General features: G+C 69.3%; 13 protein-coding genes and 1 tRNA gene. 7 read left to right on the plus strand and 7 right to left on the minus strand.

Translation table 11 applies throughout. The features are described 5' to 3' along the window. The first annotated feature begins 190 nt into the window (after positions 1–190). A complete protein-coding gene (locus BQ8420_RS13985) occupies positions 191–2,623 on the plus strand; it encodes a M14 family metallopeptidase (protein WP_087099158.1) in 2,433 nt (810 codons plus the stop codon). A gap of 69 nt (positions 2,624–2,692) precedes the next feature. Here the strand turns inward: BQ8420_RS13985 and BQ8420_RS13990 are convergent. From BQ8420_RS13990 to BQ8420_RS14005, 4 genes are all read right to left on the minus strand, one after another. Further along, positions 2,693–2,766: transfer RNA gene (locus tag BQ8420_RS13990), tRNA-Val, on the minus strand. Positions 2,767–2,815: 49 nt separating this feature from the next. Further along, complete coding sequence (locus BQ8420_RS13995; RefSeq protein WP_087099160.1) at positions 2,816–3,274, minus strand: peroxiredoxin; 459 nt, start codon at positions 3,272–3,274, stop codon at positions 2,816–2,818. Positions 3,275–3,389: 115 nt separating this feature from the next. Beyond that, positions 3,390–3,815 carry a DUF3052 domain-containing protein gene (locus BQ8420_RS14000; protein ID WP_087099162.1) on the minus strand — a complete coding sequence of 142 codons (426 nt, stop codon included), beginning with the start codon at positions 3,813–3,815 and terminating at the stop codon, positions 3,390–3,392. Between the two features lie 190 nt (positions 3,816–4,005). After that, positions 4,006–4,416 carry a secondary thiamine-phosphate synthase enzyme YjbQ gene (locus BQ8420_RS14005; protein ID WP_087099164.1) on the minus strand — a complete coding sequence of 137 codons (411 nt, stop codon included), beginning with the start codon at positions 4,414–4,416 and terminating at the stop codon, positions 4,006–4,008. Between the two features lie 195 nt (positions 4,417–4,611). Between BQ8420_RS14005 and BQ8420_RS14010 the strand changes: the two genes are divergently transcribed. Then, positions 4,612–6,207 (plus strand): alkaline phosphatase D family protein, encoded by a 1,596-nt coding sequence (locus BQ8420_RS14010; protein WP_235006204.1) that lies wholly within the window; start codon positions 4,612–4,614, stop codon positions 6,205–6,207. A 62-nt stretch (positions 6,208–6,269) separates the two neighbouring features. On the opposite strand, the gene BQ8420_RS14015 is transcribed toward BQ8420_RS14010, so the two are convergent. Together BQ8420_RS14015 and BQ8420_RS14020 are read right to left on the minus strand one after the other, a co-directional pair. After that, the gene (locus tag BQ8420_RS14015; RefSeq protein ID WP_200815931.1) at positions 6,270–7,250 is read right to left on the minus strand and encodes a hypothetical protein; all 981 of its coding nucleotides are present in this window, start codon (positions 7,248–7,250) and stop codon (positions 6,270–6,272) included. A 304-nt stretch (positions 7,251–7,554) separates the two neighbouring features. Further along, positions 7,555–8,799: a CdaR family transcriptional regulator gene (locus BQ8420_RS14020; RefSeq protein ID WP_087099170.1), complete on the minus strand. Its 1,245-nt coding sequence runs from the start codon at positions 8,797–8,799 to the stop codon at positions 7,555–7,557. Positions 8,800–9,130: 331 nt separating this feature from the next. Between BQ8420_RS14020 and BQ8420_RS14025 the strand changes: the two genes are divergently transcribed. The 5 genes from BQ8420_RS14025 to BQ8420_RS14045 all read left to right on the plus strand — a co-directional run bounded on the left by BQ8420_RS14025 (position 9,131) and on the right by BQ8420_RS14045 (position 14,001). Further along, complete coding sequence (locus BQ8420_RS14025; protein WP_087099172.1) at positions 9,131–10,033, plus strand: ACP S-malonyltransferase; 903 nt, start codon at positions 9,131–9,133, stop codon at positions 10,031–10,033. 2 nt (positions 10,034–10,035) lie between these two features. Continuing rightward, on the plus strand, positions 10,036–10,992 hold the full coding sequence (locus BQ8420_RS14030; RefSeq protein ID WP_087099174.1) for a beta-ketoacyl-ACP synthase III: 957 nt from the start codon (positions 10,036–10,038) through the stop codon (positions 10,990–10,992). 75 nt (positions 10,993–11,067) lie between these two features. Further along, a complete protein-coding gene (locus BQ8420_RS14035; RefSeq protein ID WP_067605459.1) occupies positions 11,068–11,307 on the plus strand; it encodes an acyl carrier protein in 240 nt (79 codons plus the stop codon). A 119-nt stretch (positions 11,308–11,426) separates the two neighbouring features. Beyond that, positions 11,427–12,662, plus strand: coding sequence for a beta-ketoacyl-ACP synthase II (gene fabF / locus BQ8420_RS14040; protein WP_087099176.1), 1,236 nt, complete (start codon positions 11,427–11,429; stop codon positions 12,660–12,662). Between the two features lie 178 nt (positions 12,663–12,840). Beyond that, positions 12,841–14,001 (plus strand): EAL domain-containing protein, encoded by a 1,161-nt coding sequence (locus tag BQ8420_RS14045; RefSeq protein ID WP_087099178.1) that lies wholly within the window; start codon positions 12,841–12,843, stop codon positions 13,999–14,001. Between the two features lie 40 nt (positions 14,002–14,041). Here the strand turns inward: BQ8420_RS14045 and BQ8420_RS14050 are convergent, their stop codons facing one another. Continuing rightward, entirely contained in the window at positions 14,042–14,983 is a 942-nt protein-coding gene (locus tag BQ8420_RS14050; RefSeq protein ID WP_200815934.1) for an SGNH/GDSL hydrolase family protein, read from the minus strand. Positions 14,984–15,457 lie beyond the last annotated feature (474 nt).

Consider the following 15,457-nt stretch of genomic DNA (forward strand, 5'->3'; position numbering starts at 1 on the left):
AAGCCCCCACATCCCCCGACTCCGACCTTCCAGCCTTCCCCCTGCACGTCCCGACGACGGTGTGAGTGCTGTTCGTGGTCCCGCGGTCCGTTCGTCCGTTCCCGTCCGCGTCGCCGCCCGACCGGCGGTGGCGTCATGTGTCGTGGATGTCGGGTGACCGCCCGCTCCGCGCCGAGCGAGAAGGACCTGGATGGGACTGTCACAGAGAACGACCGGAACGCGGCGGATCGGCCGCGCCGGGATGGTGGTCGGTGCGGTGTTCGCGCTGTTGGTGCCGATGGCGGTGCCGGCGGCGGCCGACGAGGACGCTCTGGATCTCGACGAGACGTCGGTGGTGGAGGTCCACCTGGAGGACCGTGACGAACTGGACCGGCTCGTGGAGCTGGGCGGGGACATCGCACAGCTGGACCCGGCCGGTGAGGGCGGGTTCCTCGCCCAGGTGGTGATCGGCCCCTTCGATCAGGACGTGTACGAGGACGCGGGGTTCGACTTCGGTGACGTGGTCTACACCGAGTCCGACGCCGAGGAGCGCCTCGACGAACGCGAGGCCACCATCGAACGGATGCGGGCCGAGAACGAACCCGACGAAGGGGTGGGCACCCGCTCCTCCGATGACGACCTGGAGATCCTGCGGGCCGACTACTTCGAGGGGCGTGCCGGCGACTTCCTCTCCGTCGAGGTGCGTTCCTCCGCCGGTCAGGACGAGAATTTCCAGCTGACCGTGGAGCGTGACGCCGGGCCCGGCACCGACATCGGTGACGGCGGTACCCAGACCCTCGCTCCGTTCATGGACGTGGGCGTGTACATGTACCACCGGGGCCAGGGCGAGGTGGACGAACGGCCCGGACGGATCCGGGTGAGCAGTCCGCACGGCGGCACCGCGGAGGCGGAGGTCACCGAGTGGCTGCCGGACCCCGACGCTCCGGACGACCCGCTGCCGCGCACCGACTTCCTCAACGCGTACATGACACCGGGTGAACTCTACGACCGGATCCACCAGATCGCGGCCGACTTCCCCGACATCGCCGAGGTCGTGGAGCTGCCGCACCGCACCAACGGGTACCGCCGGCACGCCCAGGCGCTCCTCGGCGTGGGCATCGACGGTGCGAACGCCGACCGCGGTGTGATCGTGGAGACGCTCGACTACGGCCACGAGGGCGGCAACGACGTCGTGGTGGACCTGCACGACCCCTACGAGTCCGACTCCGAACTGTCGGTGGACGTGAGCGGAGACAAGATCATCGTCCACCTGGCCACCGACGGCGACGGGGAGATCACCACGACCGCGTCCGAGGCGGTGGCCGCGATCAACGACGCCGCCGACGATCTGGTGCGGGCGTTCACCTACCGCGGTGACGACGGCGACGGTGTGGTGCGGGCCGAGAGGGTCCAGGCCCAGGACTTCCTCAACGCCCCCGCGGAGGTCTCCCGCGAACCCGCTCCGGTGTACGCGCTGCGCATCGGCGCCGACCGCGACGGTTCCAGCACGGGCGTACTGGGCTACTCCCAGGAGCACGCCCGTGAGTGGCAGACCCCGTTGGTGGCCCTGGAGACCGCCGAACGCCTGGTCCACAACTACGGGATCCACGAGACCACCACCGAGCTGGTGGACGAACTGGACATCTTCCTGATGCCCTCGTTCAACCCCGACGGCGCGAACTACTCGTTCTACGACGTGCCGCTGCACCGCAAGAACATGACCAACTACTGCGACACCGACGGCTCCCGCGACCAGTGGGCGGTGGAGCAGGGCGCGCAGTGGGGCGTGGACAACAACCGCAACTACGGGTCCTACACCCTGTGGGACGGCTACTCCGGCGCCTCCTTCAACTGCACCAGCGGATCGTTCGCCGGGCCGGAGGACCTGGGGCCGATGTCGCAGCCGGAGAACCAGAACCTGGAGTGGCTGGTCGACACCCACGACAACATCGACTTCTCCATGAACATCCACTCCTCGGGCGACTACTTCATGTGGTCCCCGGGCGCCTACATCGCCGACGGGCGTGTGTCCACGCCCCGGCCGAGCGCGATGGAGGAGGCCTACTTCTGGGAGTCCTCCGCGAGCATCCTGGGCGCCATCAAGGAACACCGCGGCACCGTGGTGACCCCGGCCCGCACCGGACCGATCATCGACGTCCTGTACTCCGCGGCGGGCAACTCCGGCGACCACCTCTGGTACGAACACGGGGTCTTCGCGTGGAACTTCGAGCTGGGCCAGGCCGGGTTCCAGCCGCCGTGGGAGGAGGCCCACGCCCAGGGCATGGAGTACGCCAACGGGCTGTACGGCATGTTGGAGGTGGCCTTGGACCACCAAAGCGACCGGGTGCGCCCGCGTTCGGACGTCTCACCGCGGCCGGGTGAGCACGGAGGCCCGGTGGAGGTCGCCTTCGACACCACCGAACCCGCCGAGATCCACTACACGCTCGACGGAAGCCGCCCCACCTTCGACTCCCCCAAGCTGGAGCTGTCGGGGGTGCGCGGGGAGACGGAGACCCTGCTCATCGAGGAGACGACCACCGTGCACTGGTTCTCGGTGGACGTCGCGGGCAACGCCGAAGGGGGATACGACCCCGACGGGAACGCCCGCAACCACCGCCGGGGAACCTGGACCATCACCGGCTGACCGTTGAAACGACGAGACGACCCGGCGAGGCGGACGAAGTCCGCCGAGCCGGGTCGTCTCGGAGTCGAGTGGGCGCGAAGGGACTCGAACCCCTGGCCTATTGCTTGTAAGGCAATTGCTCTAACCAACTGAGCTACGCGCCCGGTGCTTCGCGAGAGAGCATACCGCTTCGCGCGGCTGTTCGCGCCCGGTTTATCCGTTCAGCGCTCGGGCCCGTTCCAGGTACTCGGTCACGTCCCTGGCCTGCCCGGTCGGGGTGAGTACCGACCAGCGGACGGTGCCCTCGGCGTCGATGAGGAAGGTTCCTCGGCGGGCGATACCGCGTTCGGCGTCGAAGACCCCGTAGGCCCGGGCCGTGGCGCCGTGCGGCCAGAAGTCCGACAGCAGCGCGAACGGGAAGTCCTCCCGATCCGACCAGGTGCGCAGGGCGAAGGTGGAGTCCACCGAGACCGCCAGCACGGTGACGCCGAGCTCCTTGAGTTCGGCGTGGTGCTCCCTCAGGTCCGCGAGTTCACCCGAGCAGATCCCGGAGAAGGCCAACGGGTAGAAGACCAACAGTGCGGTCTCTCCGCGCGGCAGGGCGGTGTCCTGGCCGTACTGGTCCTGAAGGGTGAACGTGGGGGCGGTGACGCCCTCGGTGATGTGACTCATGTTCACCTTCGTTCGGTTCGGCGCGCAGGCCGATGCCGGCGCCCGCCGATCGGCGGGCGCCCTGCCACGTCGCGCACCCTTTGGTACGGGCACGCGACGCCGGGCTCCGGGCCCGTTACCGCTTGGGGACGACCAGGCGGGTGCCCGACCACTCCTGACCGATGCTGACCGCACTGGTCTGGGACAGCCCCGAGGTCCCGGCCGCCTCCGCGACGTCGTTGGGGGACACGTGCAGATCACGTCCCGCCTTCGGCGTCAGGACCAGGATGGTCCCGCCGTCGGCGATGGTGGTCACCGTGTCCATCAGGGCGTCGGTGAGGTCGCCTTCCTCATCGGACCGCCACCACAGCAGTGCGGCGTCGACGTCGCCGTCGTAGTCCTCGTCGACCAGCGCCTCGCCGGTGAATTCAGCGATAGAAGCGCGCAGTCCCTCGTCGACGTCGTCGTCGAAACCGAATTCCTGCACCACCTGACCCGGCTTGAATCCGAGTCGGTCAGCCAAGCCGCGTTCGCTCTGTGCCTGGCCCGCGGTCGCGCTCACGAAAGTTCTCCTCCACAGATGGTTCTTGTCAATTTTGCCTGCCGAAGCAGTTGTCACAACGATGTCGGGCTTTTCGCCGCCCGTCGCGTGGGTCCGTAGCCATCGCTGATGGCTTAGTTCACACGGTAGTGCCTTCTCCCGTCAACGCGCGGGCGATCTCACGCACACGCCGGGCCACTACCCGGGCCGATCAATCGGCCTTGAGATAGGACAGCCGAACCTTGCGGTCAGGGTTGTCCACGTTCAGATCGACGACGGCTATGGACTGCCAGGTCCCCAGTTCGAGTCTTCCCGCGACCACCGGAACGGTGGTCTGTGGTGCGACGTAAGCAGGCATGACGTGCGATCGCCCGTGCCCCTGGGAACCGTGCGCATGGCGCCAGCGGTCGTCCGCCGGAAGCAGGTCGTCCAGGGACGCGAGAAGGTCGTCGTCGGACCCGGCGCCCAGTTCGATGATCGCCACGCCCGCCGTCGCGTGTGGGACGAAGACGTTGAGCAGTCCGTCGCCGCCGGTCTCGGCGACGAAGTCACCACACCGTCCGGTGATATCGGTAATGCTCTCCGAATCACCGGTGTGCAGCTCAAGGATCTGTGTCCGCATAGCGCCCACCATCGCGCAGCGCGGGCCCGGGTGCAACCATCCGCCGTGAACCTGTGGATGACGGAACCCTCCGGTAGGGGCCATACTCGTCGTCAACGTGCACCGAACTTAACGAAAGAAGGGGAAAGGGTGACTGTCTCGTTACGTCTGGGTCCGCAACTGCGGCATGTGGGAATCTCCACAGCGACGGTGTGGATGGAGACCGATTCCCCTTGTGACGTGCGGGTTCGGCTGGAGAACGGTGTCGTCTCCACCACACGGACCTTCACGGTCCACGGTCACCACTACGCCGTCTGCGAAATCGAGGGATTGCCCTCGGGCGCCGCCCTCACCTACGAAGTTTTTCTCGGCGAGGACCGGGTCTGGCCCGAACCCGAGAGTCCGATGCCGCCGAGCGTCGTGCGCACCCTGGACCAGGCGGCGCCGACCCGGTTGTTGTACGGCTCTTGTCACACCCCCACCGGCGACACCCCCGAGGGGCTGGTCCGGTACGGCCCGGATCTGTTGCGCGCCACCGCCCGGAGACTGGCCGCCGAGCCGGTGGAGGGCAATCTGGTATTGATGCTCATCGGTGACCAAGTGTACGCGGACGAACTCCAGGAACCGATGCGCGCCTTCCTGCACCAGGTGCGCGAACAGGACGACGACGGCGCCCCCGACGACGAGGTGGTGCGCTACGGCGAGTACGCCGAGCTGTACCGGCAGGCCTGGTCGGACCCGCAGGTGCGGTGGCTGCTGTCGACGGTCCCCACCCTGATGGTCTTCGACGACCACGACATCCGCGACGACTGGAACACCTCCGCGGCCTGGCGTCGGTCCATGGACGAACGACCCTGGTGGCGGACGCGGGTGACCAGCGGGTTGGGCGCCTACTGGGTGTACCAGCACGTGGGCAATCTCTCCCCGGAGGCCCGCGCGAAGGACCCCTTGTGGGCGGAGCTGAAGGACCACGATGAGCGCGGTGAGGACGCCGGTGCGGCGGTCGACGACTTCGCCTGGCGGGCGCACGCCGAACCCTCCTCCTACCGGTGGAGCCATCGCCACGACATCGGCGACGTACGGGTGTTGGTGACCGACGCCCGCTGCGGCCGCGCGCTGGGCGAGGGCGACCCCTCGGACGGCTCCCGATCGATCCTGGGGCCGGAGGGTCACGCCTGGCTCGACGAGAACCTCACCGGCGGCCCCGAACACGTGGTGGTGGCCTCCACCGTGCCGGTGCTCCTCCCGCCCGCGGTGCACAACCTGGAGGCCTGGAACGAGGCGGTGTGCGGTGGCGCCTGGGGTTCGGCCGCGCGAAGGCCCGCGGAGAAGCTGCGTCAGGCCTTGGACCTGGAGCACTGGGGCGCTTTCCAGTACTCCTTCCACCGGCTGGCCGACGCGGTGCTGGAGGTGGCCCGTGGAGAACGCGGTCCGGCACCGGCCACGGTGCTGCTCCTCAGCGGGGACGTGCACTTCTCCTACCTGGCGCGGGCGCACCCCCGTTCGGGGGGAACGACCTCCCGGGTGACCCAGTTGGTGTCCTCGGCGCTGTGCAACCAGTTGCCGGTCAACTTCCGCCGGGCGGCCGCCCTGTCGGCGAGCGCGCCCTTCCACCTGGCGGGCGTGGTCATGACCAGGCTGTCCGGTGTGCGGCGCGGTCCGTTGCGGTGGCGGTTGGCCGAAAAGCCCTACTTCGGCAACACCATCGGTGAAGTGGCCTTCGACGGGCCGGAGGCGCGGGCGCACTGGTACCACTGCCCGCGGGGCGGTGACGCGGCCCTGCCCGAGGTCCGACGTTCGGTGGAGCTGTAGCCGGAGCCGAACACACGTGTGGCGGTCCTCCCGAACCGGGACGACCGCCACAGGTGGTCGTTCTAGGGCTTGTGCGAGGGCGGGCGGCGGTTGGCCTGACCGCGGCGCCGGTTGCGCACGCCCAGACCGAGGGCGCCGGACGGGTCCAGGATCTGACGGTCGGCCCGGCCGACCGTGGCGTTCGATCCCGAAGACGAGGGCATCGCGTCACTCTTGGCCGATTCGGCGGGCGTGTCCTTCTCGGCCCCGCCCTGGCCCGACTCGTTCTTCCCGGACTCCAGGTTCGGGATGAGCGCCGTCGGCTCGTTGTCCGCGTCCTCCTCCGGAAGGGCCTGCAACCTGCGCGTGCGCTGCAGCGTGCCCTCCTCGGACTTGTTCGTCTTCGCGGAGGGCTTGGTCGGTTCGGTCGGGTTGGCCCGCTCGGTCGCCACGGCCTCCTTCCAGGCCTTGTCCTGCTCCTGGTCCTGGATCTTCTGCTGGGCCAGGCGCCGAGCACGTTCGGTGCGCCAGGCGCGGTAGGAGCGGGCCAGGGGCGTGGCGATGGGCCAGGTGACCTTGGCCGGACGCGAAAGGGCGTGCCACAGGTAGGCGGTGGTGCCCCAGGCCTCCATCGCCCGACGGGCCCGTGTGATGGTGAAGAAGGTGGGCATGGCCAGCAGCAGCTGCGGCCAGGCCAGGGCCAGCACGGCGAACAGCGGGTACATGCCGCCGCCGATGAGCGCGGCGCACGCGCCGATGACCATGGGCGCCAACGCCAGGGCCAGTCTGAGCTGGGTGAACTGACGGAAGCGGTGCAGGGACCGCCGCGCCGAGACCGGCGGCGCCAGCCCTTCCGGCAGCGGCGTGGGCTGCACGACGGTGGCCAACAGCATGGCGGCCACACCCACACAGGCGGCCAGCAGGATCGTCCAGCCCGCCGCGGAGAAGGCACCTCCCACCAGGAGGTAGACCAGCCCCAGGATGGGGAGCGGCGCCGGGACCCAGAACAGGACCCGTCTGCGGAGCTCGCCCTCCTGTGTGGGCTGTAGGACGAAATCGATCACCGGGCGTAGTACCCGAAACCTCTTCCTCGGTCGCTCGACCACTGCGTTGGACCCCCCAAGAACGTCGTGACGGAGCGGTGCGGGGAACCTCGCCCGAGGGTTTTCATCGCCTCTTGGTTCGACCCGCGACCTGCCCGTATCAAATCTATCTCTTTCACGTGGTCCCCGGGCGCACACGGTCAGTAACACACATACCCGACGCTGGTGAAACTTCCATAAGTGAGCCGATTCACCGGGCAACGATCAGGTTACGGCGAATCTCGGCCACCCTCCCCACACTGGCTGATTCCGGCCAGATGGTTCCTCAGGATCGGGTTTCGGACAATCTTCCGAGGGCCACCGCGATACGCAGGACGAAGGAGCCTCGACCGTCCGACGGGATGTGTCCGGTGAGTTCGGCGATGCGGCTGAGGCGGTAGCGCACCGTGTTCGGGTGCACGAAGAGCATGCGCGCGGTCGCCTCCAGTGAGGAGGCGTGCTCCAGGTATACCGAGAGCGTGTCCAGCAGGGGAGAGCCGGCCCCCTGCAACGGCAGGTAGACCTCCCGCACCAACTGGTGGCGCGCCTCCATGTCGCCCTCCAGGGCACGTTCCGGCAGCAGGTCGTCGGAGAGCACCGGCCGGGGCGCGTCGGGCCAGGCCACCGCGGCGTGCAGCCCTTGGACGGCCGCGCGCACCGATGTCCCGGCCGACCGCAGATCGGAGACGGCGGGTCCGACCACCACCGGCCCCGGGCCGAAGAGTCCGGCCAGCGGTTCGGCGCCCGCGGCGGGCAGGTCCTCGACCGGATAACGGTCCCCCACGCCCACGACGACGACCACCCGGCTTCCCTGGAGACCGGCCAGTACGTCGTGACCGAGCCTTCGGGCGGCGGCGCGCAGGTCCTCCAGGGCCTTGCCGCCGTCCTGGTCGCCGAGGTCACCGACGATCGCGATCACCGGGGTGTGCGACCAGCCCAGGGCCGACCCCCAGGTCCGCAACCCGTCCTCGCGGTCCCCGTGCAGCAGGGCGTCGACGATGAGCGCCTCCAGGCGTGCGTCCCAGGCGCCTCGGGCCTCCGCCGCGCGGGCGTAGACCTTCGCGGAGCTGAACGCGACCTCCCGCGTGTAACGCAGGATGGCCTCGCGCAGTTGTTGGGCGCCGCCGGGGGCCGCCAGATCGTCGACCTCCCCCTCCACCACCTCGATGACCACCCGGATCATGTCGACGGTCTGTTGGAGGGAGACCGAACGGGTGAGTTCGCGCGGGGCGGTGCCGAAGACCTCCACGGTGATGGCGGGACGGCCTCGTCCCGGGTCGCGGAACCAGTCCACGAAGGCGGCCACCCCGGATTGGGCCACCAACCCGATCCAGGAACGGTCCTGCGCGGACATCCTGCGGAACCAGGAGAGCCGTTCCTCCATTCGGGACACGGCCGCGGTGCCCAGGGCTCCCATGGAGCGCTCCAGGCGACGCACGGTCTCCATGCGGATCTCGTCCGGCTCTGCTGGGGTCGACGCGTCCGCGCCGTCCTCGGGGTCGTCCTCGGGGTGCCTGGCTTCGGTGTTCACGTTCCTAGGTTCGCATCCCGCACCGACCTCCCCGAGGTCTCACCCCCGTGTCGACGGTCACCCTTCGTCGGGAGGCGGGTGGGCGATCTCCCGGTGGGAACGCGTACCGTCGGAGAAAGGTGACCTCTTCCACTGGTTTCGGGGGCCGAGCGCGTGTCCCCGAGCCGGTTTTGTGGATCCTCTACAAACGAGTTCGATCGAACTTCGTGTCCCTCCCCATCCAACTGGCGATCTCCCACAGGGCAAGGTTGATGTCGTGCTTGTAATCGTTGCTCCCGGCCAAGGTGCCCAGGTTCCCGGTTTCCTCTCCCCATGGCTCGAACTTCCCGGTATGTCCGAGACGTTCGCTTCGTGGTCGGAGGTGGCCGGGCTCGATCTGGTGCGTTACGGCACCACCGCGGACGCGGACGAGATCCGTGACACCGCCGTGGCCCAGCCGTTGCTGGTCGCCGCGGGGCTGGCCTCCGCCAACGCCGTGCTCGAACAGCTGTCCGCCCCCGAGGCGCCGCTGCCCGCCGACCCGTCGCACGTGGACGCCGTCGCGGGTCACAGCGTCGGTGAGTTCACCGCGGCCGCGATCGCCGGTGTGCTCTCCCCCAAGGAAGCGCTGGCGTTGGTGGCCGAACGCGGCCGGGGTATGGCCGACGCCGCCGCCCGGACCGAGACCGGCATGACCGCGGTCCTGGGCGGTGTCCGCGAGGAGGTCCTGGCCGCGATCGAGGCGGCGGGGCTGACCCCCGCCAACGACAACGGTTCCGGTCAGATCGTGGCCGCGGGCACCACCGAGCAGTTGGCCGCGTTCGCCGAGAACCCGCCCCAGCGCGCCCGTATGCGTCCGCTGTCGGTGGCGGGAGCCTTCCACACCGAGCACATGGCCCCGGCCGCGCAGCGGGTGCGTGAGGCCGCTCTCCGGACGAGCCCGTCCGATCCCACCGTGCGTCTGCTGTCCAACGCCGACGGCGCCGTGGTCGACAGCGGCACGGAGTACCTGGATCGCCTGGTGTCGCAGATCTCCTCCCCGGTGCGTTGGGACGCGTGCACACAGACCCTCGCCGACCTCGGAGTGACCGCCCTCATCGAGCTCACCCCGGCCGGCACCCTCACCGGGCTGGCCAAGCGCGCCCTGCGCGGCATCGAGCTCCTCGCGGTGAAGACCCCCGACGACCTCGAACGCGCCGGCACCCTCATCAAGGAGCACGCGGGTAGCACCGCGGACTCCCAGCAGGAAGGCTGACCATGTTCAACGTCCCCAGCACCCCCGGTGGCGCCGCGATCCGCTCCTTCGGCGAGTTCCAGCCCTCCAACGTGGTCACCAACGCCGACCTGGCGGAACGCGTCGAGACCAACGACGAGTGGATCCAGAGTCGCGTGGGGATCAAGGAGCGACGGATCGCCGGGCCCGAGGACACCGTCCTGAGCATGGCCGTGGCCGCCGGTGGAAAGGCCTTGGCCTCCAGCGGCCTGTCCCCCGAGGACATCGACCTGGTGATCGTGGCGACCTGCACCGCGCAGGACCAGATCCCCAACACCGCGGCGAGCGTCGCCGCCCAACTCGGCATCGTCGCCCCGGGCGCGTTCGACGTCAACGCCGCCTGCGCGGGCTTCTGCTACGCCATGGGGTTGGCCTCGGACAGTGTCCGGGGCGGCAGCTCCCACAACGTGCTGGTGATCGGCTCCGAAAAGCTCAGCGACTGGGTGGACTGGGACGACCGTTCCACCTGTGTCATCTTCGCCGACGGCGCCGGCGCCGCGGTGGTCTCGGCCGCCGAGGAGCACGGCATCGGCCCCGTGGTCTGGGGCTCGTCCGGCGAACGCGCCGACAAGATCTTCCTGCGTGAGGGCAAGTACCTCTATCAGGAGGGGCAGGCCGTCTTCCGGTGGACCACCACCGAGTTGTACAAGGTCGCCCTGGAGGCGTTGGAGCGGGCGGGCGTGGAGCCCTCCGATCTGACCGCCTTCGTCCCCCATCAGGCCAACCTGCGGATCGTCGAATCGATCGCACGCAAGCTGGGTGCGCCCCAGGCACGCGTCGCGCACGATATCGTCACCGCCGGCAACACCTCCTCCGCGTCGATCCCACTCGCGCTCTCGCGCATGGTCGACAGAGGGGAACTGCCGTCGGGGAGCATCGTGCTCACCCTCGGTTTCGGAGCGGGCCTGGTCTACGCCGCTCAGGTGATCCGTATCCCCTGAGGGATCGGACACACTACGCCCGCGCACACCGGGGCCGTTCCCCGGCATCGAACGTCGAACAAGGAGAAACAGAACATGGCTCTCAGCGAGCAGGAGATCCTGGCCGGACTCGGCGAGATCATCGAAGAGATCGTCGGCACCGAGCCCTCCGAGGTCACGCCCGAGAAGAACTTCGTGGACGACCTGGACATCGACTCGCTGTCCATGGTGGAGATCGCCGTCGCCGCCCAGGACAAGTTCGGCGTCGAGATCCCCGACGACCAGCTCAAGGACCTCAAGACGGTCCAGGACGTCGTCAACTTCATCCAGAAGTAGCTTCGCCGGGCCGCCGGAACACACCCCGTCCCGGCGGCCCCGCCCCACCCGGGGCAGATCTCATCCGCAACGCCTCTCGGCCCCGGCCGGGAACGACCCACGAGAAGGGCGATCGGATCATGCCTAAGACCGATGTCGTCGTCACCGGCCTCGGCGCCACCACCCCCCTCGGGGGTGACGTTGCGACCACATGGTCCGCGCTCCTCGACGGCCGCTCCGGAATCAGCACACTGCCGGAGGAATGGCACGACAAGCTCCCGGTGCACTTCGCCGGGCAGATCGCGCAGGAGCCCTCCGAGAAGCTGCCGCGGCCCCGGCTGCGGCGCCTGGACCGCACCCAACAGTTCGCGCTCATCGCCGCCCAGGAGGCCTGGGACCACTCCGGCGCTCCAGAGGTCGACCCCCTGCGTCTGGGTGTGGTCGTCTCCAGCGGAATCGGCGGCATCCTCACCATCCTGGAGCAGTACGACACCTTCCGTGAGAAGGGCTGGAAGCGGGTCTCCCCGTTCACCGTGCCCATGCTCATGCCCAACAGTCCCGCGGCCGCCGTGGCCCTGGAGTTCACCGCGCGCGCCGGCGCCCACGCCCCGGTCAGCGCCTGCGCCTCCAGTGCCGAGGCCATCGCCAACGCGGTCGACATGATCCGCGCCGGGCGGGCCGACATCGTCATCGCCGGCGGTACCGAGGCGGCCATCCACCCGCTGAACATCGCCTCCTTCGCCTCCATGCGCGCGCTGTCCACGCGCAACGACGACCCGCAGGGCGCCTCCCGCCCATGGGACTCCTCGCGTGATGGTTTCGTCATGGGCGAGGGCGCCGGCATCCTCGTCCTGGAGTCCGCCGAGCACGCCGCCGCGCGCGGCGCGAAGGTGTACGCGCACGTCTCCGGTGTGGGCTACACCAACGACGCGCACGACATCGTCATGCCCGACCCCGAGGGTGCGGGGCAGGCCCGCGCCATCACCCAGGCGCTGACCGACGCCGACCTGAAGCCGAGCGACATCGTGCACGTCAACGCGCACGCCACGTCCACACCGGCGGGTGACGTCGGTGAGACCCGGGCGATCCGTGCGGCTCTGGGGGACGCCGCCGACCAGGTCGCGGTGACCTCCACCAAGTCCATGACCGGCCACCTCCTGGGCGGCGCGGGCGCGGTGGAGTCGATCGCCACGATCCTGGCGCTGCACGAGGGTCTGATTCCCCCGACCATCAACATCACCGACCTGGACCCCGAGGTGGCCGTGGACATCGTCCGCGACAAGCCGCGGGACATGCCGTCCGGTGACGTGGCCGCCATCAACGAGTCCTTCGGGTTCGGCGGGCACAACATCGCGCTGGCCTTCCATCGCGTCTGATCCGCGCGAGCGAGCACCCGTTCCCTCCTCTGTGGGCGTCACTCTCGGTGGCGCCCACAGTCGTGTCCGCGAACTTTTCCGCCCGAGCGTGAACACGCGGCACCGCCCGGTTCAAGAACGGTTGAACAGGTGCGCACAGGGCTTCAGGTCGGTCCACCTCGCGGGTCACCATGGTGGTGTGTCCACCCTGCACTCCCAACACACACTCCCGGCCCCCGGCGCCCCCGCGCACGGGTCGACGAAGCGCCGGGGACCTTCGTTCCGTCCCATCGTGGACCTGGACTCCGGCGCGGTGGTGGCCGTGGAGGTCGTCGCCCCGGTGCCGGAGGGTCTGGGTCGTCCGGACGGGTCCGGCCGCTCGGCCGCGCTCATCGCCGAGTGGTTGTCGGCTCTGGTGCGCGCCGTGGGCGGCGCGGAGAGCCTGTTGCCGTTGGTGCTGCCGCTGCCGTCGGTGGTGCTGGCCGACGGCACGGGTCTTCCCGCGTTGGCCGAGAGCGCTTTGCGACGGGCGGGTCGACGCCCACGCGACGTCACCCTCATGCTCACCCCCGATCTGGTGGATCTGCCTCGGGACATCGTGCTGTCCGGGGTCGCCGGGCTGCGTTCGGTGGGGTTCCGCTGCGGTTTCGGCACCGCGATGGCCCGACCGGACATGGTGTTGGAGGCCCTCCCGTTCCTCATCCGGTTGGATCCGGCGTTGGTGTCGGGGATCGACTCCGATCAGCGCCACAGCGGCATCGTCGAGGGGTTGTCCCGGATCGGTCGCAGCAGCGGCGTGTACGCCCTCGGCGCGGGAGTGACCCGGGGCGAGGAGATCGTGCGACTGCGCGCGTGCGGGGTGCGCCTGGGCAGCGGGACGTTCTTCACCGCACCCGGTTGGCGTCCCGGTGAGAAGGTGACACCCGTGCCCGAACCGGCGGCCACCGCCTTGGACGACACCGACAGGGGGCCCCGGGTCACCGAGTTCATGGTGCCACCGCTGGACTTCGACTCCGAGTCGACCGGCGAGCACGTGCTGGAGGCGTTCACCGCCGACACCGCGCTCAACAGCGTGATCCTGATCGACCACAGGGAGCGGCCCACGGGGGTCATCGACCGGACCCGTTTCCTGTTGTCGGTGACCGGGCGTTACGGGCACGCCCTGCACGCCAAACGTCCGGCGCTGCGGTTGGCGGAATCACCGCGGACGGTACCGGCGTGGATGTCGGCGATCGCGGCGCTGCGCGTGGCGGGTCGGGACCGCGAACGTGTCTACGACGACCTCATCGTGACCAACACCTACGGCCAGTGCCTGGGGTTGGTGCACGTGAGCGACCTGATCCAGTCCCTGGCCCGGTAGTGAGCCGCCCCCGGCCGAGATGGTCGGGGGCGACGAACGCTCACCGCGACGGTTCGGGCCCTTTGGTCCCCGAGGGGCTGCTGATGGGGACCGCGTCGCCGGCCGAGAAGTCGTTGTAGTGGGTGTCGGCCCCGGCCTCGCTCAGCTCTCGTCGCAACCGCTCGCGGGTCTCCTCGTCGTGGAGGAACTCCAGTTCGGGGCGGCGGGCCAGCAGGCCGTCCCCGGAGGACTGGCCCATGACACGACGGCGCAGCCACGGTACGACGTACTGGCGCGCCCAGCGACGGCTCTCCCTGCGGCGCAGGATCCGCGGGAGCTGCTGGGGCGGTGTGGACCACGGATCGGTCCAGGACTCGGGCGGTCCCATCGGGTGCCCGAGCAGGTCGGCCGTGCGGGCCGCGACGATCTGATGACCGGCGCCGTTGGGGTGCAGCCGGTCGTCGCTCCAGGCCCGAGGGTCGTTGAGGGCGTTGAGCGCCCACAGGTCGACGATCTCGGTGCCGGTGCGTTCGGCGACCGCGCGCATGTGCATGCTGAAGACCGCGATACGGCCTCGGTACACGCGCAGAAAAGGGATCCACCCGGTGTCGTGGCCCGCCAGGATCACCACGCGGATGCCCTCGTCCCGTAGCCGGCGCACCCCCCACTCGAAGTGCTCCGCGAGTTCGTCGGGGTCGTGGCCGGGCCGCAGCACGTCGTTGCCGCCGGCCAACACGGTGACCAGATCGGGTTTCCACTCCAGCGCCTGGTCGAGCTGTTCACCGAAGATGTGCTTCATCCGCCGGCCGCGTACGCCGAGATTGGCGTAACGGAAGTCCGGGGAAAGGCTGCCCAGGTGTTCGGCGAGACGGTCGGCGAAGCCCCGGTAGGCGCCGCCCGGCCCACTGTCGTCTTCCATCCCCTCGGTGATGCTGTCACCCATGGCCACGTAGGACCGGATGAGCTCCGGTCTGTCCGTGGCACCGGCAGCAGGGGGATTCATCTCAAGGTCTGTCACGTCAACCAATCATCCGAATCGACCGTTCCACGCCTGCCGAACACCGGGGTGCGCGGTAACGGAAGTTTTGGTGGGGCGCGGTGTGCCGCCGGCCCGTGATGTCCGAGCACCGTGGCCACCCCGGGGGCGGTTGCGGCCACCCGGCCGAAGTGGGCGCTTCGGGCGAGAACAGTGCCCGGCCAGCATACCCGCGTCCGACGTCGGCACGTCGGATCCGGTGTGTTCGGCACCTGTGGGGAGGTCACGTGTCCAGAGCACCTTGGTGCACTATTCACGCCCGAACGGACACGGACACCCGTAGGTGGTCGCTCTCGGAACAACGTCCGATAAGTCGAAGAAGAGCCGCACATCACTCATGAGGTGGATCACATCCGGTGTCACGGTGCCGTCATGGATCTCCATCGCCACAGTGATCACACACCGTGGCCGATACTCACCGGAGTCGACCGGATCACATCG

Source organism: Nocardiopsis sp. JB363 (assembly GCF_900143625.1).
In the GTDB taxonomy this organism is placed as follows: Bacteria; Actinomycetota; Actinomycetes; order Streptosporangiales; family Streptosporangiaceae; genus Nocardiopsis.

Bases quoted from the DNA above. Each gene is read 5' to 3' on its own strand.
- BQ8420_RS13985 (WP_087099158.1), top strand. From the start codon at position 191: ATGGGACTGTCACAGAGAACGACCGGAACGCGGCGGATCGGCCGCGCC.
- BQ8420_RS14035 (WP_067605459.1), top strand. From the start codon at position 11,068: ATGGCTCTCAGCGAGCAGGAGATCCTGGCCGGACTCGGCGAGATCATC.
- BQ8420_RS14030 (WP_087099174.1), top strand. From the start codon at position 10,036: ATGTTCAACGTCCCCAGCACCCCCGGTGGCGCCGCGATCCGCTCCTTC.
- BQ8420_RS14025 (WP_087099172.1), top strand. From the start codon at position 9,131: ATGTCCGAGACGTTCGCTTCGTGGTCGGAGGTGGCCGGGCTCGATCTG.
- BQ8420_RS14050 (WP_200815934.1), bottom strand. From the start codon at position 14,983: ATGAATCCCCCTGCTGCCGGTGCCACGGACAGACCGGAGCTCATCCGG.
- BQ8420_RS14005 (WP_087099164.1), bottom strand. From the start codon at position 4,416: ATGCGGACACAGATCCTTGAGCTGCACACCGGTGATTCGGAGAGCATT.
- fabF (WP_087099176.1), top strand. From the start codon at position 11,427: ATGCCTAAGACCGATGTCGTCGTCACCGGCCTCGGCGCCACCACCCCC.
- BQ8420_RS14010 (WP_235006204.1), top strand. From the start codon at position 4,612: ATGGAGACCGATTCCCCTTGTGACGTGCGGGTTCGGCTGGAGAACGGT.
- BQ8420_RS13995 (WP_087099160.1), bottom strand. From the start codon at position 3,274: ATGAGTCACATCACCGAGGGCGTCACCGCCCCCACGTTCACCCTTCAG.